19 protein-coding genes and 1 pseudogene are annotated in these 26,399 nt (G+C 64.9%); 12 read left to right on the forward strand and 8 right to left on the reverse strand.

Translation table 11 applies throughout. From position 1 onward, the window contains the following. Position 1: 1 nt before the first annotated feature. Positions 2-361, reverse strand: a complete 360-nt coding sequence (gene cpdR, locus C7G42_RS12285) for a cell cycle two-component system response regulator CpdR (RefSeq protein ID WP_007597092.1) — start codon at positions 359-361, stop codon at positions 2-4. A gap of 330 nt (positions 362-691) precedes the next feature. Here cpdR and C7G42_RS12295 point away from each other — a divergent pair, with 330 nt between their 5' ends. The 3 genes and pseudogenes from C7G42_RS12295 (at position 692) to C7G42_RS12305 (ending at position 3,897) form a co-directional block, all read left to right on the forward strand. Beyond that, positions 692-1,582 carry an N-formylglutamate amidohydrolase gene (locus C7G42_RS12295; RefSeq protein ID WP_106949235.1) on the forward strand — a complete coding sequence of 297 codons (891 nt, stop codon included), beginning with the start codon at positions 692-694 and terminating at the stop codon, positions 1,580-1,582. A 551-nt stretch (positions 1,583-2,133) separates the two neighbouring features. Then, the gene (gene hisN / locus C7G42_RS12300; protein WP_106949236.1) at positions 2,134-2,916 is read left to right on the forward strand and encodes a histidinol-phosphatase; all 783 of its coding nucleotides are present in this window, start codon (positions 2,134-2,136) and stop codon (positions 2,914-2,916) included. A gap of 16 nt (positions 2,917-2,932) precedes the next feature. Beyond that, a pseudogene (locus C7G42_RS12305) lies at positions 2,933-3,897 on the forward strand (Bug family tripartite tricarboxylate transporter substrate binding protein). Positions 3,898-3,947: 50 nt separating this feature from the next. On the opposite strand, the gene C7G42_RS12310 reads toward C7G42_RS12305, so the two are convergent. Next, the gene (locus tag C7G42_RS12310) at positions 3,948-4,838 is read right to left on the reverse strand and encodes a LysR substrate-binding domain-containing protein (protein WP_106949237.1); all 891 of its coding nucleotides are present in this window, start codon (positions 4,836-4,838) and stop codon (positions 3,948-3,950) included. A gap of 89 nt (positions 4,839-4,927) precedes the next feature. On the opposite strand from C7G42_RS12310, the gene C7G42_RS12315 reads away from it, so the two are divergent. Further along, positions 4,928-5,680, forward strand: coding sequence for a sulfite exporter TauE/SafE family protein (locus C7G42_RS12315; protein WP_106949238.1), 753 nt, complete (start codon positions 4,928-4,930; stop codon positions 5,678-5,680). Between the two features lie 55 nt (positions 5,681-5,735). Here C7G42_RS12315 and C7G42_RS12320 read toward each other — a convergent pair whose 3' ends face one another. Next, entirely contained in the window at positions 5,736-6,368 is a 633-nt protein-coding gene (locus C7G42_RS12320; RefSeq protein ID WP_106949239.1) for a LysE family translocator, read from the reverse strand. A 219-nt stretch (positions 6,369-6,587) separates the two neighbouring features. Here C7G42_RS12320 and C7G42_RS12325 point away from each other — a divergent pair, with 219 nt between their 5' ends. Both C7G42_RS12325 and C7G42_RS12330 read left to right on the forward strand, forming a co-directional pair. Then, a complete protein-coding gene (locus C7G42_RS12325) occupies positions 6,588-8,384 on the forward strand; it encodes an adenylate/guanylate cyclase domain-containing protein (protein ID WP_106949240.1) in 1,797 nt (598 codons plus the stop codon). A gap of 195 nt (positions 8,385-8,579) precedes the next feature. After that, the gene (locus C7G42_RS12330; RefSeq protein WP_106949241.1) at positions 8,580-11,345 is read left to right on the forward strand and encodes a c-type cytochrome; all 2,766 of its coding nucleotides are present in this window, start codon (positions 8,580-8,582) and stop codon (positions 11,343-11,345) included. A 44-nt stretch (positions 11,346-11,389) separates the two neighbouring features. Here the strand turns inward: C7G42_RS12330 and C7G42_RS12335 are convergent, their stop codons facing one another. Next, the gene (locus C7G42_RS12335; RefSeq protein WP_106949242.1) at positions 11,390-12,337 is read right to left on the reverse strand and encodes an alpha/beta fold hydrolase; all 948 of its coding nucleotides are present in this window, start codon (positions 12,335-12,337) and stop codon (positions 11,390-11,392) included. Between the two features lie 209 nt (positions 12,338-12,546). On the opposite strand from C7G42_RS12335, the gene C7G42_RS12340 reads away from it, so the two are divergent. After that, complete coding sequence (locus tag C7G42_RS12340; RefSeq protein ID WP_199580860.1) at positions 12,547-13,017, forward strand: Hsp20 family protein; 471 nt, start codon at positions 12,547-12,549, stop codon at positions 13,015-13,017. Positions 13,018-13,166: 149 nt separating this feature from the next. Continuing rightward, the gene (locus C7G42_RS12345) at positions 13,167-13,937 is read left to right on the forward strand and encodes an alpha/beta fold hydrolase (RefSeq protein WP_106949244.1); all 771 of its coding nucleotides are present in this window, start codon (positions 13,167-13,169) and stop codon (positions 13,935-13,937) included. Between the two features lie 61 nt (positions 13,938-13,998). Here the strand turns inward: C7G42_RS12345 and C7G42_RS12350 are convergent, their stop codons facing one another. Then, on the reverse strand, positions 13,999-14,775 hold the full coding sequence (locus C7G42_RS12350; RefSeq protein ID WP_106949245.1) for a hypothetical protein: 777 nt from the start codon (positions 14,773-14,775) through the stop codon (positions 13,999-14,001). 491 nt (positions 14,776-15,266) lie between these two features. Here C7G42_RS12350 and gltB point away from each other — a divergent pair, with 491 nt between their 5' ends. Both gltB and C7G42_RS12360 read left to right on the forward strand, forming a co-directional pair. Then, complete coding sequence (gltB, locus tag C7G42_RS12355; RefSeq protein WP_106949246.1) at positions 15,267-20,012, forward strand: glutamate synthase large subunit; 4,746 nt, start codon at positions 15,267-15,269, stop codon at positions 20,010-20,012. A 144-nt stretch (positions 20,013-20,156) separates the two neighbouring features. Beyond that, a complete protein-coding gene (locus C7G42_RS12360; RefSeq protein ID WP_106949247.1) occupies positions 20,157-21,608 on the forward strand; it encodes a glutamate synthase subunit beta in 1,452 nt (483 codons plus the stop codon). A 163-nt stretch (positions 21,609-21,771) separates the two neighbouring features. Here C7G42_RS12360 and C7G42_RS12365 read toward each other — a convergent pair whose 3' ends face one another. Then, positions 21,772-23,517 carry an outer membrane beta-barrel protein gene (locus tag C7G42_RS12365; RefSeq protein ID WP_106949248.1) on the reverse strand — a complete coding sequence of 582 codons (1,746 nt, stop codon included), beginning with the start codon at positions 23,515-23,517 and terminating at the stop codon, positions 21,772-21,774. Between the two features lie 193 nt (positions 23,518-23,710). On the opposite strand from C7G42_RS12365, the gene C7G42_RS12370 reads away from it, so the two are divergent. Next, positions 23,711-24,718, forward strand: a complete 1,008-nt coding sequence (locus C7G42_RS12370; RefSeq protein ID WP_199580861.1) for a KpsF/GutQ family sugar-phosphate isomerase — start codon at positions 23,711-23,713, stop codon at positions 24,716-24,718. 100 nt (positions 24,719-24,818) lie between these two features. On the opposite strand, the gene C7G42_RS12375 is transcribed toward C7G42_RS12370, so the two are convergent. After that, entirely contained in the window at positions 24,819-25,376 is a 558-nt protein-coding gene (locus C7G42_RS12375) for a carboxymuconolactone decarboxylase family protein (protein WP_106949250.1), read from the reverse strand. A gap of 71 nt (positions 25,377-25,447) precedes the next feature. On the opposite strand from C7G42_RS12375, the gene C7G42_RS12380 reads away from it, so the two are divergent. Then, complete coding sequence (locus C7G42_RS12380; RefSeq protein WP_106949706.1) at positions 25,448-25,768, forward strand: winged helix-turn-helix transcriptional regulator; 321 nt, start codon at positions 25,448-25,450, stop codon at positions 25,766-25,768. A gap of 173 nt (positions 25,769-25,941) precedes the next feature. Here the strand turns inward: C7G42_RS12380 and C7G42_RS12385 are convergent, their stop codons facing one another. Continuing rightward, complete coding sequence (locus tag C7G42_RS12385; RefSeq protein WP_106949251.1) at positions 25,942-26,385, reverse strand: NfeD family protein; 444 nt, start codon at positions 26,383-26,385, stop codon at positions 25,942-25,944. Positions 26,386-26,399 lie beyond the last annotated feature (14 nt).

Genomic DNA, 26,399 nt, shown 5'->3' on the forward strand with positions numbered 1-26,399 from the left:
TTTAGGCGGCCAGCATCTTGTTCACTTCGCTGACCAATTCGCGCAGATGCACGGGCTTGGACAGCACCTTGGCGTTCTTGGGGGCGTCCGAATCCGAGTTCAGGGCGACCGCGGCGAAGCCGGTGATGAACATGATCTTGATGTCAGGATCGAGTTCCGAGGCCCGGCGGGCAAGCTCGATCCCGTCCATCTCCGGCATCACGATGTCGGTGAGCAGCATCTCGAACGGCTCTTCCCGCAGCCGTTGATAGGCGGCCATGCCGTTGTCATGGGACGAGACCTGAAAACCGGCGTTTTCCAGCGCCTTGACCAGGAAACGGCGCATGTCGTTGTCGTCTTCGGCGAGCAGGATCTTTGGCATGGCAGGAATCGTCGCATCCCCAGAGGATATCAGCAGAGATCACTAAGCCCGACAGTGGGTAAATTTGGGGTGAAAATCTTTACCCTGAGCCGGCCGCGCTGCCAGACTCTTGTGAACCGGAAAACCGCTCGAAGCAATCTAGCCACGCCGGCCCATCCCCGCCTCCCTGCCCAAACGGTTAAGACGTGTTCCAATGACCATCACATCTTTTCGCTTGGCAGAATGGTTGCGATTCCCGACAATGACGACACATAAGAGCCGCTCGATCGGCCGAATCGATGCGGTCTGGACACTGCCAGATCCCGGCGCGAAGGGACGAAGCCTGAGAAGATGACCCGGTTTGACGGCGAGATGTCGCCAGCCTTCGAGATCTTTGAGCCCGCGCAATGGCGCGCGCCCGTCATCTTCAACTCGCCCCATTCCGGCTCGACCTATCCGGACGAATTCCTCGCGGCGTCCAGGATCGACCTGCCGACGCTGCGGCGGTCCGAAGATTCCTTCATGGACGAGCTGATCGGCCATCTCAGCGAGCGCGGCTTTCCGACCGTGCGGGTCAACTTTCCCCGCTCCTATGTCGACGTCAACCGCGAGCCCTATGAGCTCGATCCCCGCATGTTCAGCGGACGGCTGCCGAGCTTTGCCAATACCCGCTCGATGCGGGTCGCCGGCGGCCTCGGCACCATTCCGCGCGTGGTCGGCGATGGCCAGGAGATCTACCGCGAGCGCCTTCTGGTCGACGATGCGCTGGGGCGGATCGAGACGCTGTACAAGCCCTACCACCGCGCGCTGCGCCGGCTGATCAACAAGGTGCACCAGATTTTCGGCACCGTGGTGCTGGTCGACTGCCATTCGATGCCTTCGGTCGGCGTGAGCAGGGACGAGCCGCGCCGGCCTGACATCGTGATCGGCGACCGCTACGGCACGAGCTGCACCCCGCTGCTGCCCGACCGGGTCGAGGAGACCATGACCGGGCTCGGCTATTCGATCGGCCGCAACAAGCCCTATGCCGGCGGCTTTATCACCGAGCATTACGGCAATCCCGCGAGCGGCCTGCACGCGGTGCAACTCGAGCTCAACCGCGCGATCTACATGGATGAGCGGCGGCGCGAGCGGGGTGCGCGCTTTGCGCAAGTGGCGTCCGACTTCGGCGTTCTCGCCGACGTGCTGGCGACCACGATTCCGTTCGGCGACCTCGGCCCGTTCCAGGCCGCGGCGGAATAGTCGGCCGGCTTTTCTTCGTCAGCTCGTGTTGTGTTCGACCGGCACGAACGCGCCTTCGCTCCGCTTTCGCGGCGCACTTCGAAACGAAAACACTGCCGGAAAAAATAGAAAACCTGCGCCAAGAAAAAAGGGCCGCTTCTTATGAAGAAGCGGCCCAAGTCTAGGGAGGAAACGCCCAAGGAGGGCAGCGGTAACGCAAAGCGCTACCGCACCGCAACAATATGCGACCGCGCCGCACAAAGTGCAAGGGCTTTTGAGCCGTTTCCCATGCAATAAGCACATGGCTCAATTGCTCCCACGGAAACCCAGATTCAGTTTCTTTGATCAGGAAATTCAATGGGTTGATAATCATTTGCATACGAACAAGGCATAGTCGGAACTAAGTTTTCAACTCTGTGATCGATATTTGGCCAGCAGATGACTTCGATGGGGCAGCGAGCTTCGGCATCCAAAATACCAGGGTGCAAATTCAAGACAGCGCTGCACGCGGGCTGCGAATTGAGCTAGGCAATAGGAAGCTTCATTCCACTTTCGCTTTGAGGATTCGGCCTGTGACGGTGATCGACTTCTCCGCCTTCATCGGACGGCTCGCCACCGCCTCCGGCGAAACCATCCTGCCGTTCTTCCGCACCTCGCTGTCGATCGACGACAAGAGCAAGACCCGGGAATTCGATCCGGTCACCGAGGCCGATCGCGCCGCGGAGGCGGTGATGCGGCGGCTGATCAAGGCCAACTTTCCCCAGCACGGCATCGTCGGCGAGGAATTCGGCAACGAGCGCGAAGACGCCGACTATGTCTGGGTGCTCGACCCCATCGACGGCACCAAATCTTTCATCGGCGGCTTTCCGATCTGGGGGACGCTGATCGCACTGCTGCACAAAGGTGTGCCGGTGTACGGCATGATGCACCAGCCCTTCATCGGCGAGCGTTTCTCGGGCGACAATGGTTCGGCCATTTACAATGGCCCGTCCGGCGAGCGCCGGCTCCAGGTCCGCCGCTGCGCCTCGCTTTCGGAGGCCACGACCTACACCACCAGCCCGCTGCTGATGAACGAGCGCGATCGCGCCATTTTCAGCCGCATCGAGCAGGGCGCGCGCCTGTCGCGCTATGGCGGCGACTGCTATTCCTATTGCATGCTGGCGGCAGGCCATGTCGACCTCGTGGTCGAGACCGAGCTCAAGCCTTACGATATCGCGGCGCTGATCCCGATCGTGACCGGCGCCGGCGGCGTCGTCACCACTTGGGAAGGCCAGCCGGCCCAGGGCGGCGGCCGCATCGTCGCGGCCGGCGACGCCAGGGTTCACGAAGAAGCACTGAAGCTGCTCAACGGCTAATGAGCGGGGAGCCTGCATGAAAAGTCGCCGCACGCTCCTCCTCGCATTCCTTCTTCTGCTTCCGACGCTGGCATCCGCGCAGAATTTTCCCAGCAAGCCGATCAAGCTGATCGTGCCGTTCCCGGCCGGCGGGCCCAACGACATCATCGCGCGTGTGATCGGCCAGCGCATGTCGGAGCTGTCAGGCCAGCCGGTGCTGATCGACAATCGCGGCGGCCAGGGCGGCGTGCTCGGCACCGACGCCGTCGCCAAGGCCGCCCCCGACGGTTACACCATCGCGATTTCCAGCGCCGGCGCGCTTGCGATCAGCCCGAGCGTGGAGAAAGTGCCTACGACACCTTGAGCGATCTCACGTCGGTGACGCTGGTCGCGACCGTGCCGGAAATGCTCGTGGTCGCCACCAATTTGCCGGCGAAGGACATCGGCGAGCTGATTGCGCTGGCCAAGGCGCAGCCCGGAAAGCTCAACTTCGCCTCCTCCGGCCCCGGCAGCCTGCCGCATCTGGCCGGCGAATTGTTCAAGCTGACGGCCAGGATCGACATCGTGCACGTGCCCTATCGCGGCGCTGCTCCCGCGGTGAACGATCTGCTCGGCCAGCAGGTGCAGATGACGTTCCTCGATCTCCCGGTACTGCTGCCGCAGGTCAAGGCCGGCGCCTTGCGGCCGATCGCGATTGGCTCGGCCGCGCGCGCGCCGACGGCACCCGATGTGCCGACTCTCTCGGAAGCCGGCTTTCCCGATCTGCGCGTCGAGAACTGGTACGGCATGGTCGCGCCGAAGGGCACGCCGAACGAGATCGTCACCGCGCTGCATGCTCTCGCCACCAAGGCCATGGCGGATCCGGCGGTGAAGGAGAAGCTCGCAGCGCAAGGCGCGACGCTGGTCGGCGACGAGCCGGAGCATTTTCGCGCATTCATCGCGGACGAGACGAAGAAGTGGGCCAAGGTGATCAAGGACGCGGGCGTCGAGACGGCGAAGTAGCGCCCTCTCTTACCCTCCCCTGGAGGCGGTGAGATACGCGATCCTCACCCTCACACCGCCTCCGCCCTCAAATGCTCAACCAGCATTTTGGCCGGCCGCGGCAGCGCCTTGAAGCTGCGTGCGCAGATCACGAGGCGGCGGTTGGCGAAGGCATCGCGCAGGCGGACGATGGCGAGCGGCATCAGCTTCGCGCAGCGGCGGGCGGCGGCTTCGGGAACGAGGGCAACGCCGACATCGGCGGCGACCATCTGGCAGATAGCGTCGAAATCGCGCAAGCGCGCGCGGAAATGCGGGCGCATGCCGAGCCTCGCCGCGTGCTTCGAAATATGCATCTGGAGCGCGGTGGCACTGGTCAGGCCGACGAAGTCGCAACTCCCCGCTTCCTGGAAATCGATCTGGCGGCGGCCGGCGAACGGGCCGCGTTTCGACGTCACCAGCGCCAGGCGATCCTCGCTGAACAGGAAGCGCTCGATGTGGTCGGGCAGTGCGTGCTCGGCGGCGAAGCCGAGATCGGCGGCTCCGGCCGTGATTGCGGCAGCGATGTCGGTGCTCTCGCGCTCCTCGATGTCGACTGCGACATCGCGATGCTCGCGCAGGAAGCCGGCCAGCGCCTTCGGCAGATGCTCCGACAGGCCCGAGGTGTTGGCGAGGAAGTGCACGCTGGCGCGCACGCCCGAGGCAAAGCCGGCGAGATCGCCGCGCATGGCGTCGATCTGATGAATCACGAGCCGCGCATGGTCGAGCAGGCTCTCCCCGGCCGCGGTCAGTTCGACGCCGCGCCGTCCGCGCTTGAGCAGTGCGACGCCAAGCGCGTCCTCCAGCCCCTTGATGCGCGCGCTGGCCGAAGCCAGCGCCAGGTGCGACCGCTCCGCGCCGCGGGTGATGCTGCGCTGGTCGGCAACCGCGATGAAGAGCTGGAGGTCGACGAGGTCGAAACGCATGGCAGGTCTCCGCAGACTTCGTCTCAAACGAAGGCTTACTCCGTAACCTCCAGATTGTGCGCCGACGCGGCTTCGGTCAATGTGCGGCGATGATCGACCCGCTTCTCATTATTATCGCCGCCGTCTTCCTCGTCGCCGGATTCGTTAAGGGCGTGGTCGGCCTCGGCCTGCCGACGGTGTCCATGGGCCTGCTCGCGGTGAGCATGACCCCCAGCCGGGCGATCGCCATCGTCATCGTGCCCGCCATCGTCACCAACATCTGGCAGACCTTCGTCGGCCCTTATCTGCGTGACATCCTGAGGCGGCTGTGGCCGCTGATGATCGGCACCGTGATCGGCTGCTGGCTCAATGCCGGCGCCCTGACCGGCCCGCATGCCCGTTACGGCACGATCGTGCTCGGCGTCCTGCTGGTGATCTACGCCATCATCGGGTTGAACAAACTCCAGTTCCACGTCGCGCCCAGGAACGAGAAATGGGTCGGCGGCGTGGTCGGTGTCGTCACCGGCGTGATCTCGGCCTCGACAGGCGTGCAGGTCATCCCCTCGATGCCGTTCATGCAGGCGATCGGCATGGAGAAGGACGAACTGGTGCAGGCGCTCGGCGTGTTCTTCACGACAGCGACGCTGGCGCTCGCCTTCAACCTCACCGCCAGCGGATTGCTGACGCCGGCCAATGCCGTGCCCGGCGCCGTCGGCATGGCCATGGCCTTTGCCGGCATGTTCATCGGCCAATCGGTTCGCGCACGAATGCCGGCCGAAGCATTCCGCCGCTGGTTCCTGATCGCGATGATCCTGCTCGGTCTCTATCTCGCCGGCAGCGCGCTGGCGAAGGAGTTTGCGTAGAGCGTTTGCAGGGCGACTTACACGACCCCAGCTCCCATCATTCGTTCGAATGAGCCTACCGCGTCTCCATCATGGCGACGCGGATGCCGAGATAGATGAAGAGGCAGCCCAAGCCGCGGTTGACCCAGGCGATCGCGCCTTCGGACTCGCGCAGGCGGTGGGCGGCTTTGGCCGCGAACGCGGCCAGCACCAGGCACCACAGCGTCCCTGTAAAGATGAAGATCAGGCCGAGCGCCAGGAAGGCGAGCGGCTTGTGCGGGGAATCGGCTGCGACGAATTGCGGCAGGAAGGCCAGGAAGAACAGCGCGACCTTGGGATTGAGCGCGTTGGTGAAGACCCCCTGGAGGAAGATCCGCCGCAGCGAGCTCCGCACCGGCTCGTCGAGCGCCGCCGCCAGCACCGGGCGTGACCACAGCATCTGAAGCCCGGTGACCACGAGATAGGCCGCGCCGACCAGCTTCAGGATCGAGAAGGCGGTCGACGAGGCCATCAGCAGGGCCGAAAGGCCGATCGCAGCGGCCGCGACATGGACAAAACAGCCACAACTGATGCCGAATGCGGCCGCGGCTCCGCCCCGCCAGCCCATCTGCATGCTGCGGCCGATGACGTAGACGGAATCAGGCCCTGGCGTGATGTTGAGCAGCACGCCAGACAGGATGAAGAGCCAGATTTCGTGAATGCCCAGCATGCGAGGTGCCTCTGCCGCCGCCCGGACGGTCAGTTCCGCTTAGTCGGTTCACCCCTCCCCGTCCACCATCGGGATTGCGGAGGATTTACCTCGAATTTGCAAGGCGGATCATACTTCCGCTCGGCCGCATCTGCTTTATAAAGGCTGGTTCTTGGAAATGCGGGATTCGAGGCGACCACCACGCTGGGGTCGGTTTGCCTTCCCTTGGAGCTCCGGACTATGGAAAGACGTCTGGCTGCCATCGTCTGCGCCGATGTCGCCGGCTATTCGCGCATGATGGGCAGCGACGAGGCCGGCACCCATGCTGCCTTCAAGGCCCATCGCAGCGCGATCCATCCCATCATCCTCAATCATGGCGGCCGCGTCGTGAAGAACACCGGCGACGGCTTCCTGCTGGAGTTTCCCTCGATCGTCGGCGCCACCGAGGCCGCCATCGCGATGCAGACGCTGATGGCGGAGCGTAACCGCCATCTGCCGGCCGACCGCACCATGCAGTTTCGCCTCGGCATCCACATGGGCGACGTCATCGCGGACGAGGACGAAGTGTTCGGTGACGATGTCAACATTGCCGTCCGCCTGGAATCGGTGGCGAGCCCCGGCGGCTTTGCGATCTCGGCCAAGGCCTACAAGGAGGCGAGCAAGCATCTCACCGTGCCGCTGGTCGATGCCGGCAATCATCGCTTCAAGAACATCAAGGATCCGGTCGGGGTATGGACCTGGACAGCCGAGGGTGCGCCGGCGCTGGCGCCCGAGTTTCGGGAGGCGTCCGCCCTCTCGCAACAGTACCGCACCGCGATCGTCGGCGTGCTGCCCTTCGCCAATCTCAGCGATGCCCAGGACGAGTATTTCTCCGACGGCCTCACCGAGGATCTGATCCACGCGCTGTCGCTGCAATCCTTCTATCGCGTGCTGAGCCGCAACTCGACCTTCGCCTTCAAGGGCACGAACACCAGCACCCGCCTGATCGCACGCGAGATCGACGCCACTTATCTGGTCCAGGGTTCGGTGCGGCGCGCCGGAGCCAAGATCCGCGTCACCGCCGAGCTGATCGCGCCGGAGACCGGTGAGCAGCTCTGGACCGGCCGCTACGACCGCGACATCGGCGACTTCTTCGCGATGCAGGACGAGATCACGACCAATCTGTCCGCCGCCATCGCCACCGAGATCGTCCGGGCGGAAGCCTCGGCGCCCGCGCGGCTCTCGACGGACGTCACCGCCTGGGATCGCTTCCTCAAGGGACTGTCGCATTACTACCGGCAGACCAAGGAGGACCTGACTGCCGCCGTCGACCTGTTCCGGGAAGCCATCAGGGTCGATCCCAAACTGTCGATCGCGCACGCCTATCTCGCCACGATCCAGATCCAGAGCATCCAGTTCGGCTGGGTCAAGGGCACGCGCGAGATGTGGGCCGAGGCGATGAACCTCGCTGAGACCAGCGTCCGGCTCGATCCGCGCTCGTCCTTTACGTTCTCGATCCTGTCCTGGGCACATGCCATGGAGGGGCATTACGAGGCGGGGATGGACGCGGCCAAGCGCGCAGTCGCGCTCAATCCCTACGACATGGGAGCGCGCGGCGTGCTCGGCATCTGCCATTTCGTCATCGGCGAGCACCGGGAGGCGATCGAGCTGTTCTCGATGGCCGCGCAGCGCGACAACAGCGACCCGCGTTACCAATGGGCGGCGCTGAACGCCTTCAGTCATTATCTGTTGCGCCAATATGACGCGACGCTGTCATGGGCGCGCGAGCAGCTCTACATCAACCCGAACCACATGCAGGCGCTGGCGATCCGCGCCGCGGCCCTGGCACAATTGGGGCGGACCGCCGAGGCGAGCGAGGCGACCGAAGTGCTGATGGGCAACTACCCAACCCTCAATGTCGATCGTCACTTGCGCAACTTCCACTGGAAACGGCCCGAGGATCTCGCCCACTATCGCGAAGGGCTGCTGAAGGCCGGCGTGCCGCTCGCCAAGCTGACCCTGATTCAGAGCGACGTCAAACGCGCCGCCGAGTCCTGACGGGCAGGCCGCGGGCCCCCCGCAGCCATTTCCTCAGGTCTTTGGCCAGACCTGCCTGCTCTTGTTGACGGGACAGTGAATTGGGCCACACTTCGCCACACGCTGAAGTAGTATAAGCAGCTGTCGGTTTGTTAGGACTTTCCGCGCTTGATCGGCGCCTCATTTCACGATTCGCTGTTTTCAGGATTTTGGGCCATGCATGACCCCGCTTCGAAGCCGCCGCTCGACCCCTCGATCCAGGTCTCGCCGAACAATCCCTGCCCATTTCTGCGCGGCCTCGTCGGCGAGGGCTTTGTCGAGGGCGGCACTGTCCCGCTCGGCAAGCTGTCGGAGACGATCGCGAACGCGACCGGCGAAACCGGGCTGAAGAAGGCGTCTGCCCGGCTCCAGGTCCGCGGCGTGGCGCTCATCGCCAACGGTCTCGGTCACATCCTCAAAAGCATCTTTTCGGGCGCACAGCTCGATGCGCTGCGCGGCGGCCCGCTGGACAAGCGCGGTGCCGGCTCGCGCATCCTCGGCGTCGACGGCAAGGTCAACGAGGACGAGATCGCGCGGTTCGCGAGTTTCGGCCGGACGTACACCGATCCGAACGGCGGCTCCGAGCCGGGCCTCAACGCCTCGGAAATCGCGATCTTCATGCGCGACAACCTCAAGCGCGCCGGCAGTGCCGCGCGCTGGTACTACCCGCTGCTGATGAAGTTCGAATGGCCAATCCTCCTGAAGATCATCGGCAAGGGCACAGGCGAGGATCGCTATCTCAGCGTTGCCGACGTCCGCACGTTGTTCAACGAGCGGCAACTCCCCGCGCGGATCAACCAGCGGCTCGTATCGCAACCGATACTGTCGACCTGCCAGCGCGTGGTGCGGGGTGCCCTCAAGCTTGCGGCCCTGATGATCGCCATCGGCCTCGTTACCCTCGTCGCGGTGGCCGAATTCCCCAATCAGGTTCGTGCCGTGCTGCCGCAGAAGGGAATTCTCGTAAATCTCTTGCCGCCGCCCTTGCCCGCGGTCCCGGAGACAAAGGCCGCCTTCTGGCTCGAACAGAACTGGTCGCTGAAGGACCGGCACTGGTTCCATCACGCCAGCCAGGGCACCGCGACCTTCCCGGTGCCCTATGAATGGTTCATGGCGCTGGAGCAGCCGCGCCTCCATCTGTTCTCGAAGCCGGGCATGATCAAGGAGAGCGCCTATCTCGAACGCTTCGGCTTCATCCCGAGCCCGCAATCGATCCAGACCGACACCACGACACTGCGCCGCTTCGGTTACGCCAATGTCTACGAGACGACGCAGGCGCCGGACTGGTCGAGCAGATGGACGCCGGCGGAGAACGTCGACGGCCTGCCGGTCGGCTTCGCACGGATGACCGGCGTCGTCGATCCCGCCACCGGGCGTCGCGAGGAGGACAAGATCGGGCTGACCTGCGCGGCCTGTCACACCGGCCAGATCCATTATCAGGGCGTGGACGTGCGCTTCGACGGCGGCCCGGCCATGACCGACCTGAAGAAGCTCGAGCTCTCGACCGGCCTGTCGATCGCCTACACCCTCTATGTCCCGTTCCGTTTCCAGCGCTTTGCCGATCGCGTGCTCGGCCCCGATGCCAGCAAAACGGACCGCGCTGCGCTCAAGCAGAAGCTCAGCGCGATCGGCACGTTCCTGATCGACTGGGCGAAAACCCAGCAAAAGACGGTTGAAAGCAAGAAGACTTGGAACGGCAGGCAGCAGCAGGACACGGAGGAAGGGTTCGGCCGCCTCGACGCGCTCAATCGCATCGGCAACCAGGTCTTCTCCCAGGATCTCGCGCTGAGCGGGATCAAGGGATTCGAGAAGAACCTGCACGCCCAGGACGCACCGGTCAGCTACCCCGCGATCTGGACCGTGCCCTGGTTCAAATTCGCCCAATACGACGCCTCGATCGAGCAGCCGTTGATCCGCAACGCCGGCGAAGCGCTCGGCGTGACCGCGCTGCTCAACCTGTCCGACGCTTATCCGGAGGAACGGCTGTGGCGGTCCTCCGTGAACATCAGGACACTCGGCTGGATCGAGGACATGCTGAGAGGCCCCGATCCGTTCAAGCCCGCCGATCCTTCCGCCGGCCCGAAGTTCGGCGGCCTGCTCGCGCCGAAATGGCCTTCGCAGATCCTCGGCGATGCATGGCGGTTGAAGCCCGATCGCGTCGAGCGCGGCCGCGCCATCTACGCCGAGATGTGCTCCGGGTGCCACCTTCCGGCCATGGACACCCCAGCCTTCTGGTCATCGAAGCATTGGGAGCCGAACGGCGACAGCAAGGTGCTGAACGCGGTCACGATTCCCCTCAAGGAGATCAACACCGATCCCGAACAATCCCTCGTTCTCAGCAACAGGATCGTCGACGTGCCCGGCTTCCTGAAGGTGAATACGGCGGACCTCCAGACATGGTGGCAGTGCGACATCCCGACCGCGAGCAAATCGCCCAATGAGATGGTCTACGCGCTCGGCCTCATGACGGTGGTCGACCTCGTCGCCCGCAAATGGATGGACGACGAGAAGGTCCCGGACGCCGAACGGGCGAAAATATGGAATCTCGCGCGCAAGAATTGTCTCAATCCGGCGCCCGACCCGCGCTATCGCGCGCGGCCATTGAACGGCATCTGGGCAACGGCGCCTTACCTGCACAACGGTTCGGTACCTTCGCTGTATTGGTTGCTGAAGCCGGCGAGCGAGCGCCCGACCCAATTCTGCATGGGCCGCCGCGACTATGATCCCGTGACCGTCGGCTTTGCGGTGACCGCGAATGAGACGTGCAAGACGGGCGAAACGCAGTTCTCGGCGGGGTCGGAGAAGGACCCGATCCAGGGCAACAGCGTGCTCGGCCATTCCTTCGAGCGCAAGGAAGGCGAACCGAAGCGCGACGGCGTGATCGGCCGCATGTTCAAGGACGATGCCGAGCGCTACGATCTGATCGAATATCTGAAGACGTTGTAGATGATCTAACTCGCCCCGCTTGCGGGGAGAGGGAGAACACCCCCTCACTTGAACAGCGGCGTGCCCGGCACGAAGGCGTCGAAGGCGGCCCAGAATTGTGAGCGGTAGCGGTCCTGCTCCTGGAGGATCTCATGCTTGGCGCCGGCGATCACGAGGTGGGAGCCGGCGCGCAGATGATAGGCGAACTCCTCGATCGCCGCGGTCGAGACCACGGCGTCGTTGGACGCCGCCAGCATCAGGATCGGCTGGCGGATCTGCGAGGGGTAGTTCACGCGCTTGAAGGTGTGCATCGCGCGGAAGGCGGTATCGGCCCAGGCAACGGTCGGCGACGCCAGCCCGAGCGTCGGATCCTCCTCCAGGATCGCGGCATTGCGCGCGTAGCGCACCGGATCGCTGGTCACGGGATTGTTGATGAAGGGATCGAGCCCGGTGAGGCGGTCGCTGCCGCCGGGGACATAACGGCCGCCCTGCCCGAGCAGGCGCATGGTCTTGAGCAGCGCACGCACCGGAAGCGAGGTGGTGCGGCCGGGCAGGTCGATCATCGGCGCCGACAACACCATGCGGTCGAACCAGCGCTTGCCCGCATGCGCCACCCGCAGCATCACCGTGCCGCCCATGGAGTGGGCCAGCGCGAAGAACGGCGGCGGGCAATCGGGCAGCACGACCTGCTGCACGAAGGCCTCGACGTCGACCTCGAAATCGGAGAAATCGCGCACATAGCCCTTACGCGGGTCGCGCAGGCGGCGGGAGGAATGACCCTGCCCGCGCCAGTCGATCATCGCCACCGCAAAGCCGCGGTCGCGCAGATCGCGCACGGTCTCGAAATATTTCTCGATCTGCTCGCTGCGGCCGGTGAAGACGCAGACCGTGCCCTTGCGGTTCGCCGGCGGCGCCCAGCGCGCAAAGCGCAGCTCGGCACCATCGGGCGTCTTGATGGTACCGCTGACGACGTCTTCGGGGACGGGATTGGACGGGATCGAGACCAGCGTCATTGGGGGGCAGAAGGCTGCAAATCAAGGGGCGGGAGCGCCGAAAAGGCGCCATTACCGCCCTCTTGAACGCCGTCTCGTTTCACCCATATCACTTTCGTGCAGGCCGCTACCAGTGTTTCGGAACCGGAACATCAGGCTGCACACAGACGAAAGCCCGGCCCGATTGGCGGGCGGGTTACCCAACAGTCGCTCAAATGGAGGACTTGACCATGCGTAGCTACGACCTCACCCCGTTCTATCGTTCCACCGTCGGCTTCGACCGCCTCTTCAGCCTGCTCGACCAGGCCGGTTCGGATGGCAGCCCCGGTTATCCCCCCTACAACATCGAGCGTACCGGCGAGAACGCCTACCGCATCACCGTTGCGGTCTCTGGCTTTGCCAAGGACGAGCTCTCCATCGTCGCGAAGGAAAACACGCTGACGATCAAGGGCGAGAAAGTCGCCAACGAGAACAGCAAGGCCGAAGTGCTCTACCGCGGCATCGCCGCGCGGGCCTTCGAGCGCGCCTTCCAGCTCGCCGACTTCGTGCAGGTGAAGGACGCCTCGCTTGAGAACGGTCTGCTTCACGTCGACCTCGTCCGTGAGATTCCAGAGGCAAAGAAGCCGCGCCAGATTGCGATCAATACCGGTGCGCAAGGCGCACAGGTGATCGAGAGCTCGGCCGCGCAAGTCGCCGCTTAATCGCACACGCCACTCCAGGTTACGAGAACGCCCCGGTGCCCCGGGGCGTTTTTATTTTGCGCCGCATCACAGAGCGGTGAGGACGCGTAACTTCGTCGCCGCGCGCTCCGTCCTTTGGACATCGCATCAGAAGAAGACGGAGAACGATCATGACACTTTGGCGCAGCCTTTTCGTCGCCGCGAGCCTGCTGACGGCCCCCATCAGTTTTGCCCATGCGCAGACGCCGCAAACGGTGAAGGCGAAAAACGTCGTGCTGGTGCACGGTGCCTGGGCCGACGGGTCGAGCTGGTCGGAGGTGATCCCGATCCTCCAGGCCGCAGGCCTGCATGTCACCGCCGTGCAGAATCCGCTGTCGTCGCTCGCGGACTCGGTCGAGGCGACCAAGCGCGCGCTGGCCGAGCAGGACGGGCCGACCGTGCTGGTCGCGCATTCCTGGGCCGGCACCGTGATCAGCCAGGTCGGCACCGATCCAAAAGTGACTGGCCTCGTCTATGTCGCCGCCCGCGCGCCCGATGCGAACGAGGATTTCGTCGCGCTGTCGAAGCAATTTCCGACCGGCCCGGTGCGCGCCGGCGTCGTCGAGCGCGACGGTTACACCAAGCTCTCGGAAGATGCCTTCCTGAAATACTTCGCCAATGGCGTGAAGCCCGAGCAGGCCAAGGAGCTCTACGCCGTGCAATGGCCGACCGCGGCCTCGATCTTCGCCGGCCGCACCACGGAAGCGGCGTGGCATTCGAAGCCAAGCTGGTACGCGGTGTCGAAGAACGACTACACCATCAATCCCGATTTCGAACGCTTCCTCGCCAAGCGCATGAACGCGACCACCGTCGAGCTCGATGCCGGCCACCTCTCGCTGGTATCGCATCCGAAGGAAATCGCGAATTTGATCCTGGACGCGGCGGGATATCCGCGGAGCTGAGCATCAATCGCCGCCCTGCAAGAAGCGCTCGATATCTTCGGGCGCTTTTTTGGGTTCAGATCTAATCCAGCCCCTGTGCCGCAGGCATCTCCTGCGTGGGCAGGATCGCCGGAGCAGGCTTGGCCTGTCCGACAGTTGACGCAGCGGCCTCGGCCGGCTTGGCCGCCGCCGTAGCGGCCTGCTGCACAGGTTGTGCTGTCGGTGCTTGGGCCTGCTGAGCCACAGGCTCGGCCGGCTTGGCTGCGACTGGCGTCTGCCCGCGCTGCGGGGCGGCCCTCGGCAGCGGAACGGTGCGGCTGGCCACGTGCGGGATCAAGGCCGGCGGGCGAGGCGGGCCGGCGCGGATCACGGTCGGCGGCGGCAGCGCGCTTTGCGGGCCATAGGATCCGATTGCGGGCTCCTTGACGGCGGGGGCCATGCCGTAGGCGTCGGCGGCCGGCATGAAACGGATGATCCGCCCGTCGCGCGCATCGATGACCAGCCGGCCGTCATCGCCGCGACGGTCGATCACCGCGATGGTGTAGACGCTGCCGCGCAGGCGCGGGATGCCGAGCGGCGAAAAGCCGTTTTCGCGCAAGACCGCATAGACTTCGGTCGATGGCAGCAGCGCCGGGCCGCGCTCGTCGTAGCCATAGCTGTAACCGTAGCCCTGTCCGTAACGCGGCGGCATTGGTGGGGCGGCTTCGGGCGGCGCGTAGGGTCCGTCAAAATCCGACACCGCGATCACCGCCCCTCTCGCGATACCGTTCGCGGGAACTTGCGCCAAAACCTGCCCGTGCCCGGCACTGATGGCGAGCACCAGCGTGGCGGCAGCCACACACCCTGTGAAAAACTTCATGGTCGACACGCTCCTGTCAGGCCCCCGAAGGCGTCGCGCTCTTTCGCTTCTTGTGGCGTGGCGCACCTTTCGAAGGGTTGATCCGAAGCTTCATTCGGGATTTCGGCGCCCACAGGGCCGGATCTGGGCGCGTTTGCTTCAAAACAGGGGCTGCGCAACTTTCGGAAAGCGATTGATTGACATATCGGGAATCGGGACTTCCGCGCGCTTGTGTGATAGACAAAAATTTGGCAAGGTGGCGGTTAGGACAGGAAGACTGTCTCAATTTTGCTTGCGGTTCCGGCATAGGGATTGCAACGAAAGTCGGTGCTTTCGAGCGCCATAAGGCAACAGGCAAAGCCGTTCTCGGGGACGAAGAACGCCTAGGCCTGAATTTAAGAAAATGCGGCTCGCAGCGGACGAGCGGTGACCCAGAGGCGGGTGCCGCGGACCGCCCAAGGTGCGCCGAAGGTGGCGGTGAGGCAGCTTGCCGCATGGAGAGGATTGGAACAATGAACGGGTCGCAATTCGAGAGCGCAAGCATCGTGGCAGAACAACTGTCGGCGACGGTCGCTTCGAAAACGACTGATCCGATCACCGCACCGATTCAGGAACACAATTCGCGCCCGCCAGCCGTTGGCCTCTACGATCCGAGTCTGGAGAAGGATTCCTGCGGCGTCGGCTTCATCGCCAATATCAAGGGCAAGAAGTCCCACGAGATCGTGGCGGACGCGCTGAGCATCCTCTGCAACCTCGAGCACCGTGGCGCCGTCGGCGCGGACCCGCGTGCCGGCGACGGCGCCGGCATCCTGGTGCAGATCCCGCACGCCTTCTTCAGCCGCAAGGCCGGAGAGCTCGGCTTCGCGCTGCCGGCGCCCGGCGAATATGCCATCGGCGCGCTGTTCATGCCGCGCGACACCGCATGGCGCAACGTCATCAAGAGCATCATCGCCGACCAGATCAAGGAAGAGGGCCTGACCCTGCTCGGCTGGCGCGACGTGCCGACCGACAATTCCTCGCTCGGCGTCACCGTGAAGCCGACCGAGCCCGCCTGCATGCAGGTGTTCATCGGCCGCAACGGGACCGCCAAGACCGAGGACGATTTCGAGCGCCGGCTCTACATCCTGCGCAAGTCGATCTCGCAGGCGATCTACCAGCGTCGCGACCGCGGGCTTGCAGGCTATTACCCCTGCTCGATGTCCTGCCGCACCGTGATCTACAAGGGCATGTTCCTCGCCGACCAGCTCGGCAAGTACTATCCCGACCTGCACGAGGCGGACTTCGAGAGCGCGCTGGCGCTGGTTCACCAGCGCTTCTCGACGAACACCTTCCCGGCCTGGTCGCTGGCGCATCCCTATCGCATGATCGCGCATAACGGCGAGATCAACACGCTGCGCGGCAACACCAACTGGATGGCGGCGCGCCAGGCCTCCGTCAGTTCCGAGCTCTACGGCAAGGACATCAACCGGCTCTGGCCGATCTCCTACGAGGGACAGTCGGACACCGCCTGCTTCGACAACGCGCTCGAATTCCTGGTGCAGGGCGGCTACTCGCTGCCGCACGCCGTCATGATGATGATTCCGGAGGCGTGGGCCGGCAATCCGCTGATGGACGAGAAGCGTCGCGCCTTCTACGAATATCACGCAGCCCTGATGGAGCCGTGGGACGGCCCCGCCGCGATCGCCTTCACCGACGGCCGTCAGATCGGCGCCACGCTCGACCGCAACGGACTGCGGCCGGCGCGCTATCTCGTCACCAGGGACGACCGCATCGTGATGGCGTCCGAAATGGGCGTGCTGACGATCCCCGAGGACCAGATCATCACCAAGTGGCGGCTGCAGCCCGGCAAGATGCTGCTGGTCGACCTCGAACAGGGCCGTCTTATTCCCGACGACGAGATCAAGGCCGAGCTCGCCAAGAGCCACCCCTACAAGGAATGGCTGGAGCGAACCCAGATCGTGCTGGAAGAGCTGCCGAAGGTTCCGACCACAGGCGTGCGATCCAACCTGTCGCTGCTCGATCGCCAGCAGGCGTTCGGCTACAGCCAGGAAGACATCGCGATCCTGATGACGCCGATGGCGGCCACGGGTGAGGAAGCCGCCGGCTCGATGGGCAACGACACGCCGATCTCGGCGCTGTCGGACAAGGCCAAGCCGCTGTTCACCTACTTCAAGCAGAACTTCGCGCAGGTCACCAATCCGCCGATCGATCCGATCCGCGAAGAGCTGGTGATGAGCCTCGTCTCCATCATCGGGCCGCGACCGAACCTGTTCGACCTGCAGGGCATGGCCACGACCAAGCGTCTCGAAGCGCGCCAGCCGATCCTGACCGATGCGGACCTCGAAAAGATCCGTTCGATCTCGGACGTCGCCGACACCCACTTCAAGTCGCGTACGCTCGACACGACATTCCACGCCGGCCTCGGCGCGGCCGGCATGGACCAGGTGCTGGATGAGCTCTGCGCGCGCGCCGAAAGCGCGGTGCGCGAGGGCGTCAACATCATCATCCTGTCCGACCGCATGGTCGGCACCGACCGCGTGCCGATCCCGTCGCTGCTGGCCTGCGCCGCCGTGCATCATCACTTGATCCGCACCGGCTTGCGCACCTCGGTCGGCCTCGTCGTCGAATCCGGCGAGCCGCGCGAAGTGCACCACTTCGCCTGCCTTGCCGGCTATGGCGCCGAGGCGATCAATCCATACCTCGCGTTCGAAACCATCATCGCGATGAAGGACCGCCTGCCCGGCTCGCTCGACGACTACGAGATCGTCAAGCGCTACATCAAGTCGATCGGCAAGGGTCTTTTGAAGGTGATGTCCAAGATGGGCATCTCGACCTATCAATCCTATTGCGGCGCGCAGATCTTCGACGCGGTCGGTCTCAAGGCCGAGTTCGTCGGAAAATTCTTCGCCGGCACGCATACCCGCGTCGAGGGCGTGGGCCTCGGCGAGATCGCCGAGGAGGCGGTGCGCCGCCATGCCGACGCGTTCGGCGAGGCGCTGGTCTACAAGAGCGCGCTCGATGTCGGCGGCGAATATGCCTATCGCAGCCGCGGCGAGGACCATGCCTGGACCGCCGAGTCGGTCGGGCTGCTGCAGCACGCCGCGCGCGGCAATTCGCTGGAGCGCTACCGCGCCTTCGCCAAGATCCTCAACGAGCAGTCGGAGCGTCTGCTGACGCTGCGCGGCCTGTTCCGGATCAAGAACGCCGACGAGGAGAAGCGCAAGCCGATCCCGCTCGACCAGGTCGAGCCGGCCAAGGACATCGTCAAGCGTTTCGCCACCGGCGCGATGAGCTTCGGCTCGATCTCGCGCGAGGCGCACACCACGCTCGCGATCGCCATGAACCGGATCGGCGGCAAGTCGAACACCGGCGAAGGCGGCGAGGAAGCCGACCGCTTCAAGCCGCTGCCGAACGGCGACAGCATGCGCTCGGCGATCAAGCAGGTCGCCTCGGGCCGCTTCGGCGTCACCACGGAGTATCTCGTCAACTCCGACATGATGCAGATCAAGATGGCGCAGGGCGCCAAGCCCGGCGAAGGCGGCCAGCTGCCCGGCCACAAGGTCGACGCGACCATCGCCAAGGTTCGGCACTCGACGCCGGGCGTCGGCCTGATCTCGCCGCCGCCGCATCACGATATCTATTCGATCGAGGACCTCGCGCAGCTCATCTACGACCTCAAGAACGTCAACCCGACGGGCGACGTCTCGGTCAAGCTCGTCTCCGAGATCGGCGTCGGCACGGTCGCGGCTGGTGTCGCCAAGGCGCGTGCGGACCATGTCACCATCGCGGGCTTCGAAGGCGGCACCGGCGCTTCGCCGCTGACTTCGATCAAGCACGCGGGATCGCCGTGGGAGATCGGCCTCGCCGAAACCCACCAGACGCTGGTGCGCGAGCGGCTGCGCAGCCGCATCGTGGTCCAGGTCGACGGCGGCTTCCGCACCGGCCGTGACGTCGTGATCGGCGCGCTGCTCGGGGCCGACGAGTTCGGCTTCGCCACCGCGCCGCTGATTGCGGCCGGCTGCATCATGATGCGCAAGTGTCATCTCAACACCTGCCCGGTCGGCGTCGCGACCCAGGATCCCGTGCTGCGCAAGCGCTTCACCGGCCAGCCCGAGCACGTCATCAACTACTTCTTCTTCGTCGCCGAGGAAGTCCGCGAGATCATGGCCTCGCTCGGCTTCCGCAGCTTCAACGAGATGATCGGCCAGGTTCAGCTGCTCGACCAGACCAAGCTGGTCGCGCACTGGAAGGCCAAGGGGCTCGACTTCTCGAAGCTGTTCGTCAAGCAGAAGGAAGAGAAGGGCCAGAAGATCTATCACTCCGAGCGCCAGAACCATCATCTGGAAGCCGTGCTCGACCGCACGCTGATCGAGCAGGCCAGGCCTGCGCTCGACCGCGGCGCGCCGGTGAAGATCGAGGCCAAGATCAACAGCACCAACCGCTCCGCGGGTGCGATGCTGTCCGGCGCGGTCGCCAAGATCTACGGCCATGCCGGCCTGCCGCACGACACCATCCATGTCGGCCTCAAGGGCACCGCGGGCCAGGCCTTCGGCGCCTGGCTTGCCCACGGCGTCACCTTCGAACTCGAGGGTGAAGGCAACGACTATGTCGGCAAGGGCCTTTCGGGCGGCAAGATCATCGTCAAGCCGCCTGCCAACAGCAGCATCGTGCCGGAAGAAAGCATCATCGTCGGCAACACCGTGATGTATGGCGCGATCCAGGGCGAATGCTACTTCCGCGGCATCGCCGGCGAACGCTTCGCCGTGCGAAACTCGGGCGCGGTGGCCGTGGTCGAGGGCGCGGGCGATCATTGCTGCGAATACATGACCGGCGGCATCGTGGTCGTGCTCGGCAAGACCGGGCGCAACTTCGCGGCCGGCATGTCGGGCGGCATCGCCTATGTGCTCGACGAGGCCGGCGATTTCGACCGTCTCTGCAACTTGGCGATGGTCGAGCTGGAGCCGGTGCTGTCGGAGGAGATGATCAACGCCGACACTTATCACGCCTCCGGCGACCTCGAGGCGCACGGCCGGGTCGACGTGTTCAAGAACCTGCTCGCCTCCGACGTCGAGCGGTTGCACGTGCTGATCTCGCGCCACGCCAAAGCCACCGGCTCCAAGCGCGCCGCCGACATCCTGGTCAATTGGAAGGAATGGCTTCCCAAATTCCGCAAGGTGATGCCGGTCGAGTACCGGCGCGCGCTGCGCGAAATGGCCGCCAACGCGGACGCCGAGCCGAAAATCGCGATCGGGGCGTAAGACATCACACCCCGTCATTGCGAGCGCAGCGAAGCAATCCAGACTTTCTTCCTTGATGCAGACTGGATTGCTTCGTCGCTTCGCTCCTCGCAATGACGACGAGAACAAGCAAGACGAATTTAAGCGGCAGGGACTTCGGGTTTAATGGGCAAGATCACGGGTTTTCTCGAAATCGAACGGCATGACCGCAAGTACACCCCGGTCGCCGAGCGCGTGAAGCATTACAAAGAGTTCGTCGTTCCCTTGACCGAAAAGGAAACGCGCGACCAGGCCGCGCGCTGCATGAATTGCGGCATTCCCTATTGCCACGGCACCGGTTCGGTCGCGCCGGGCACGCCCGGCTGCCCGGTCAACAACCAGATCCCCGACTGGAACGACCTCGTCTACCAGGGCAATTGGGAAGAAGCCTCGCGCAACCTGCACTCGACCAACAACTTCCCGGAGTTCACGGGACGTATCTGTCCGGCGCCGTGCGAAGCGTCCTGCACGCTCAACATCGACGACAACCCTGTCACCATCAAGACCATCGAATGCGCGATCGTCGACCGCGCCTGGGACAATGGCTGGCTGAAGCCCGAGATCGCAGCCCACAAGACCGGCAAGAAGGTCGCCGTGATCGGCTCGGGCCCGGCCGGCATGGCCTGCGCCCAGCAGTTGGCGCGCGCCGGTCACGACGTGCACCTGTTCGAGAAATACGCCAAGGCCGGCGGCCTGCTGCGTTACGGCATTCCCGACTTCAAGATGGAGAAGGGCGTCATCGACCGCCGTGTGGCGCAGATGGAAGGCGAAGGCGTCACCTTCCACTACAACAGCCATGTCGGCACTGAGGGCAATGTCGATCCCCGCGAGATGCTCAACGAGTACGACGCGGTCGCGCTGACCGGCGGCGCGGAAGCCCCCCGCGACCTGCCGATTCCCGGCCGCGAACTGTCAGGCATCCACTACGCCATGGACTTCCTGCCGCAGCAGAACCGCCGCGTCTCCGAGGAGCCCCTGAACGGCGTCCAGGAGATCCTGGCCGGCGGCAAGCACGTCGTCGTCATCGGCGGCGGCGACACCGGAAGCGACTGCATCGGCACCTCGCTGCGCCAGGGTGCGCTGTCGGTGACCCAGCTCGAGATCATGCCCGCCCCGCCCGAGCGCGAGAACAAGGGCCTGACCTGGCCGAACTGGCCGTTGAAGATGCGGACGTCCTCCAGCCAGGCCGAAGGAGCGATCCGCGAATTCGCCGTGCTGACGCAGAAGTTCTCGGGCGAGAACGGCCAAGTCAAAAAGCTGCACTGCGTGCACGTCGACGACAAGTTCAAGCCGATTGCCGGCACCGAGTTCGAGCTCGATGCCGATCTCGTCCTCCTCGCGATGGGCTTCGTGCATCCCGTGCACGAGGGCCTGCTCAAGCAGCTCGCGGTCGAGCTCGACGCCCGCGGCAACGTCAAGGCCAACACGCTGGACTACCAGACCTCCCGCCCGAACGTGTTTTCGGCCGGCGACATGCGTCGCGGCCAGTCGCTAGTGGTCTGGGCCATCCGCGAGGGCCGGCTGTGTGCGAGGTCGATCGATACGTTCCTGATGGGGAAGACGGATCTGCCGCGGTAGGTCGTCATTTCGGGGCGCGCGAAGCGCGAGCCCGGAATCCATTCATCCACAAGCCCCGACGCCCGATGGATCCGGGTTCGCGCCAATTGGCGCGCCCCGGAATGAGGCTCTGAGAGAGCTGCGCCTTCACGCCTCGTCTCATGCGGCGTGCAAGGAAGCCGCCTCAATTCTGCAGCCTCACCCCCACCAGCATCACCGTCCCCTGCGAGCTCGAGCCCGGCTGGTTTGAATCCAGGATGTCGTGGCGCACCGTGCCCTTCACCCAGATGTTGCGGTTGAGCTTGTAGATCAGGTTGCCTTCGAGCGAGTAGGTCTTGTCGTTGCGGTTCTGGCCCTGGTAGTCGTACGTGCCGTAGGTGAACTTGCCGACCGCGGTCAGCCAGCGGCGGAAGTCGTGATCGACTTCGGCGGCGTAGGTGCGCACCAGGACGCCGGATGAGCCGGGGATGGTGGTCTCGGCGATCTGCGTGTCGGTGAAGAATTTCACCGTGGTGAGACCGCTCGCGTTCCAGATCAGCGAGCCCGAGGTCAGGAAGCCGGCGAGCTGGCTGAGGCGCGGGTCGGTATAGTTGCGCGCGGAATAGCCGACCGAGATTTCGCCGATGAGGATGCGCGAGAACTCGAAGGACGTACCGGCCTTGGCGTAGCCGCCGTTCGAATCGCGGAAGAAGCCGTTGCGATCAGCGGCCTGGTCGTGAACGCGGGTGTCACCCTGGATCTCGACGAACGGCTTCAGGCCCGGCTTGAGGTCGTAGGAGAAGCGGCCGATGCCGCCATACTGATTGAAGTCGCGGTCGCCGTTGCCAAAGGTCGTGCCGTCGGTGAGCTTGGAATCCGTGTAGGCGGTGCGATCGACAGTGGCGCCGGCGGCGACCTGGAAGCGGTTGAAGGTCTGGTCGAAGCCCACAGTGGTGCCGTAGGCGGCGTAGACGGGATATCTCTGCAGGCCGGCCTGCACGTTCGGGCTGCCGGGATTGTCGGTGGCGAGCCGCAGGCGCAGCTGCGAGGTCAGCTTGAGATCGCGGCTGACGTCGAGCCGGCCATCGACGTGGCCGGTGAAGTCGGGGCGATCGGCTTCGACCGGCGAAGGCGAAGCAAAGCCGTCGATCGTCGCCGGCATGTTTTGGGTGTAGCCGGAAAACGAGCCGCGCAGGTCAGCCACCAGCGCGTGGCGCTCCCAGTCCGAGGCCACGAGGAGATCCGGAGCGACGACATAGACCGGGGAGCCGACCGGCTTGTTCAGACGCGTGGGATTGGTGTCGTAGCCGGTGGAGAGCTCGAGCCCACCCTTGATCAGGAAACTGCCCGCGTAGTCGCCGACGGCGCCGAACGGATCGTCATCCGCCTTGAGGCGACGGCGCAGCGGCTGTCCGGGGACGGTGCCCGCCATCGCCGCCGGCACCGGCGCCTTGTTGGCGGAGGCAGAGGGCGGCGGGGCAATCTTCGGCAGGCCGAGCGTCGGCGGCGGCGGCGCCGTGGTCGGCGCCGGCGAGCCGGGACCGGCGGCGCGCTTCGGCTTCGGCTGGCCCGGATAGAGCTTGGGCTGCGTCCGCTTGCGGTTGAGCGAATCGTAGCCGGAACTGCTCGCGCCGGTGGCGGCAGGCAGGCCGTAAGTCGGGACCTGACCGATGCGCGAGTTCGCCGGCTTCTCGCGGGCCTTGCGCGGATCGGCATTGGGATCCGGCAGCGCCGGCAACGTATCCGACGGCGCCTGCGGCACGCCCGCCGTGCGGCGCGTCGGCAGCGTGTCAGGCGAGGCGAAGCCGCCGCGGTTGGGATTGAACAGGTCGGGCGTGAGGCTTTGGGCGGCCGCGGGCGCACTCCCCAGGGCGGTCAGCGCAAAGCACGGCAAAGCCGCACGCAGGAATAGCGCGCGTTTGCTCCGGCCCATGCCTGGAGACGACCCCACGATGGAAGAACTCCAACGAAATCAAACACTTTCGGGATGACCTCCGCCGGCTGGCGGAAACCATCGTTAATGGAGTTAAAACAATTATGGTTAACGACCGGTTGAGGGCTCTGGCGCGCTCGTCGCCTCGGCCGCCGCGGCGTGCTAATGAGGCGCCGACCGGGCGAACGCCCACTCCTCCCTGGACCAGAACATGCCGAGTTCGAAACCGCTGATGACCGCATCATCCGGCCCCATCCCCGACAGCGTCGAATCCGCGCTCCGCACGCTGGAGACGGAGAGCGGCGGCATCAACGCACTCGCCGCCGCCCTGCGCGGCCCGCTGGGCGCGACATTCGCGAAAGCCGTCGATCTGATCCGCAACGCCAAGGGCCGCGTCATCGTCACCGGGCTCGGCAAGTCAGGCCATATGGGGCGCAAGATCGCGGCGACGCTGGCCTCGACCGGCACGCCGGCGTTCTTCGTGCACGCCGCCGAGGCCGGCCACGGCGATCTCGGCATGATCACCACCGACGACGTCATCATGGCGTTGTCCTGGTCCGGCGAGCAGCCGGAGATGAAGAATCTCGTGAACTACTCGGCGCGCTTTGCGATTCCCATGATCGCGGTGACGTCGAACGCGGCCTCCTCGCTGGGACAGGCTGCCGACCTCGTGATCGAACTGCCAAAGGCGCGCGAGGCCTGCCCGCACAATCTGGCGCCGACCACCTCGACCCTGATGCAGGCCGCGATCGGCGATGCACTCGCGATCGCGCTGCTCGAAGGCCGCGGCTTCACCGCGTTGGAGTTCGCGCATTTCCACCCCGGCGGCAAACTCGGCGCGATGCTGAAATTTGTGCGCGACTACATGCGCACGGGGGCGGAGATCCCGCTCAAGCCGCTCGGCACCAAAATGTCAGATGCGGTGATGGAGATGTCGGCCAAGGGCCTCGGCTGCGTCTGCATCGTCAACGACGCCAATGAGGTCGCGGGCATCATCACCGACGGCGATTTGCGCCGCCACATGCGTCCCGACCTGCTGACGGCGTCGGTCGACGACATCATGACGAAGCAGCCGAAAACGGTGCCACCCTCGATGCTCGCCACCGAGATGATCGAGGTGCTGAACACACGCAAGATCACGACGCTGGTCGTGACCGACGCCGGCAAGGTGGTGGGCATCGTGCATCTGCACGATCTGCTGCGCGCGGGCGTGGCTTAGGTCTCTCCACCGTCATTGCGAGGAGCGAAGCGACGAAGCAATCCAGCGTCGCTCCGCAGAGACACTCTGGATTGCTTCGCTACGCTCGCAATGACGGCGGTTAGAGCGGCGCCGGAAACCGCGCCGCCGTCTCCTCCAGCGGCAATCGCAGCCCGTTCGCCAGATACGACACCGTGCGGTAGAAGCCGCACAGCAGCATGATCTCCAGTATCTGCGCCTCGTCGTAATGCGCCGACAGCGCGGCAAACTCTTCATCGCTCAACGTCGCGCGATGATGCAGCGCATCGACCGCTGCGATCAGCGCCTGCTCGCCCGGTGACCAACATGACGACGCGGCATCACCCTGCACTGTGGCATGCACCTCGTCTTCGGTGAGCTTCGCCGGCCCGGCAAAGGCCGCGACATGCACGCCCCATTCATACTCGCATCGGTTCAGCGCGCAGGTGCGGTCGATGACGATCTCGCGCTGGCGCAGGGACAGCGGGCCGGGGTCGAGCAGGCCGCCGGCCCGAAGCTTGTCCCAGGCACGGCCGTGGCCCGCGATCACCCGGAACAGCAGCAGCGGCGGCGCGCCGCGCATGATGCGGTCGAACTGCGCCTGGATCTCCGGGGGATAAGGCGGGGTGAGTGGGGCAATGCGGGGCGTGGATCGGGACATTGGCCGCCTCCTTTGCTACCTTTATTGTAGCAATATGCTACACTATCTGTAGCACGACGCAAGGGGAGACGATGGCAAAGCAGGCGGCATCAGAGCGCGTCCGCGGCTCACGCAGCGGACGGCCGGTCATGGCGCTGCTGGACCTGCTCGGCCGGCGCTGGAGCCTTCGAATATTGTGGGAGTTACGCGGCGAGCCCCTCACCTCCCGCGCATTGCGCACCGCTTGCGACGAGGCCTCACCGACGGTGCTGCAGGCGCGACTGACGGAGTTGCGCGAGGCGGGGTTCGTGGAGCTGGGCGATGGCGGAGGCTATGGGCTGACCGCACTCGGGCGGGAGTTGTGCGAGATGGTCATGCCACTGAACCGGTTTGCGGAGAGGTGGAAGAAGTAAGCGTTCGAGAAGCAGCCAAGCGCGCTAGCTTCCTTCTCCCTTGCGGGAGAAGGTGGCGCGAAGCGCCGGATGAGGGGTATCTCTCCGCAAACTCAGTTTGGCATTTGAGGAGAGATACCCCTCACCCGTCTCGCCGCGAGCCACCCTCCCCCACAAATGGGGAGGGAAAAAAGCTACGCCGCCGCCACGGTCAGGTTCGCGCCGTCCACCTGCACAACCTTCACCCGCGTTCCCGCCGGTGTATCCGGACCTGCGACGCGCCACACCGTATCGCCGATGCGCATGGTGCCGTTACCGTCGACGATCGGCTTCTCCAGCGTGAATTCGCGGCCGAGCAGCGCATCGGCGCGCTTGTTGAGGAAGGGGCTGGCGCTTGCATCCGACTTCGGTCGCGCAAGGCGGCGCCATATCGGCACGGCGGCGGCGGCAAACAGCGCGAACATCACGAGCTGGATCTGCCACGATAGGGCGACGGTGAACGAGATCAGGCCGACGAGCAGCGCGGCGAGCCCGAGCCAGAACAGGAAGATACCCGGCGCCAGCACCTCCAGCGCCATCAGGACGAAGCCGAAGATCAGCCAGTTCCAGGTGCCGAGCGTTACGAACATGTCGGTCATGACACGACCTTCTA

The organism is Bradyrhizobium sp. MOS003, from assembly GCF_003020125.1.
GTDB lineage: Bacteria > Pseudomonadota > Alphaproteobacteria > Rhizobiales > Xanthobacteraceae > Bradyrhizobium.